Origin of the sequence: Arthrobacter sp. I3 (genome assembly GCF_000520575.1) — a bacterium.
In the GTDB taxonomy this organism is placed as follows: domain Bacteria; phylum Actinomycetota; class Actinomycetes; order Actinomycetales; family Micrococcaceae; genus Arthrobacter; species Arthrobacter humicola_A.
In genome coordinates this window covers 244,755-246,673 of sequence record NZ_KI914927.1, presented here as the reverse complement: position 1 = coordinate 246,673, position 1,919 = coordinate 244,755, and the positions used below count along the sequence as shown (strand labels likewise).

Below are 1,919 nucleotides of genomic sequence, written 5' to 3'. Positions count from 1 at the left end.
CGTGATGACGCGGACGCTCTTGACGAACCGGGCGGAGCGGTACACATCCCACACCCAGGCGTCCTGCAGGGTCAGGTCAAAGTAGACCTCGCCGTCGGCGCTGCGGGCCTGCAGGTCAACGTGGTTGGCAAGGTAGAAACGCCGTTCGGTCTCGACCACATAGCTGAACAGCCCGACGACGTCGCGGTATTCGCGGTAGAGCTGTAGCTCCATGTCGGTCTCATAGTTTTCAAGGTCCTCGGCACTCATGGTTCCATCTTGCACCATCCGGCGCCGGCCGCGCGCCACACGACGGGCCGGCCGCGCCGCCACGGCGGGCGGCACCCACACGCGGGAGAGGCTAGAGCAGCTGCCAGCTGACCCGGTGGTACGGCGTGGGACCGGAGGTCCGCAGCGCATCCTTGTGCGCTGCGGTGCCGTAGCCCTTGTTCACGTCCCAGCCGTAGGCCGGGTATTGGGTGTGCAGCTCGCACATCATCGCATCACGCTCGACCTTCGCGATGATGCTGGCCGCGGCGACGCTGAGGCACTGCATGTCGGCTTTGACCAGTGTGTGCACCGGGGCATCGCAACCGGGTTCGGCGGGGGCATCGTCAAACAAGGACGGCTGCAGATCCGGCGAGAGCCAGTTGTGGCTTCCGTCCAGCAGGACAACCTCGGGCCTGATTCCGGCGGCGAGCACGGCAAACCAGGCCCGGTTCCCGGCAAGACGGAGCGCCGCGATGATCCCGAGTTCGTCGATCTCGTTCGCGGACGCATGCCCGACGGCGGAGGCGACGCTCCAGTCCCGGACCAGCGGCACCAGCCGCTCCCGGTCCGCGACCTTGAGCAGCTTGCTGTCCCGGACATCGGCCAGGAGCTTCTGTTGCTGCAGGTCCACGACGGCGATTCCCACGCTGACGGGACCGGCCAGGGCGCCGCGGCCGACCTCGTCGATGCCCGCGAGGAGCCGTGCGCCGGAGCTGCGGAAGCGGCGTTCGTAGTCGAGGGTGGGGGCTGCTGACATGACGGGCGGCTTACTTTCCGGACGGGGCGGGGACGCTGCGGAAGACGTCCGGGTAGTTGTCCAGGGCCGACATCCGATTCAGCGGCCAAGCGATGACGGCGGCCTTGCCTTCAATGTCGGATTCGTTGACGAAGCCGCCGTTGGTGTCCATATGGGCGCGGGAATCCGCGGAGTGGTTGCGGTTGTCGCCCATGACCCAGACCTTGCCCGCGGGCACGACGACGTCAAAGTCGCGGACCTGGGGAATCTCTGCGGAATTGATGTATTTCTCGTCCAGCGGCGCGCCATTGACGGTGAGCTGTCCGCCGGCGTCGCAGCAGACCACGTGGTCACCCGGGAGCCCGATGACGCGCTTGACCAGATGCTGTTCCGAGTTGTCCGGCAGCAAACCGACGAACGTCAGCCCGTCCTGCACCCAGGTGAAGGGGCCCTTGGCCTTTGGAGCCGCGGGGGCGAGCCAGCCCTGGCTGTCCCGGAACACCACCACGTCCCCGCGCTGGAGCGCCATGGGCTCGGGCACGAGCAGGTTCACGAAGATGCGGTCGTTCACATCGAGGGTGTTGACCATGGATTCGGAGGGGATGTAAAAGGCCCGGAACAGGAAGGTCTTGATCAGGAAGGACAGCACGATCGCCACGACGACCACCGTGGCAACCTCCTTCAGCCACAGGAAGAGCGGGCTGCGCCCTTCACGGGCCTTGGCCTTCCTGGCCCGGCGGGATGTCGGATCGGCGTGGGCGGGACCGTCGGCCCTCCCGGTCGACTCAGGCGCGGTCGGCCCAGCCGCGGTCGGGGCAGTCTCCGACCGGGCAGTCTCGATACGGGCAGCCTGGATACGATCAGCGCGCTGCGCACCGGCGCTGTCGTCCTGCGACGCAGGAGCCGGCGCACCAGCCGGTGGATCCGCCGGCTC

General features: G+C 67.5%; 3 protein-coding genes. All 3 read right to left on the bottom strand.

Annotated elements, in window-relative coordinates; all coding sequences use genetic code 11:
• On the bottom strand, nucleotides 1–249 hold a 249-nt coding region (locus tag Y706_RS0112565), incomplete at its 3' end, for a DUF2469 domain-containing protein (RefSeq protein WP_028276857.1).
• Between the two features lie 91 nt (nucleotides 250–340).
• On the bottom strand, nucleotides 341–1,006 hold the full coding sequence (locus tag Y706_RS0112560) for a ribonuclease HII (RefSeq protein WP_028276856.1): 666 nt from the start codon (nucleotides 1,004–1,006) through the stop codon (nucleotides 341–343).
• Nucleotides 1,007–1,016: 10 nt separating this feature from the next.
• Nucleotides 1,017–1,826: a signal peptidase I gene (gene lepB / locus Y706_RS25280; protein ID WP_156945133.1), complete on the bottom strand. Its 810-nt coding sequence runs from the start codon at nucleotides 1,824–1,826 to the stop codon at nucleotides 1,017–1,019.
• Nucleotides 1,827–1,919: the final 93 nt, after the last annotated feature.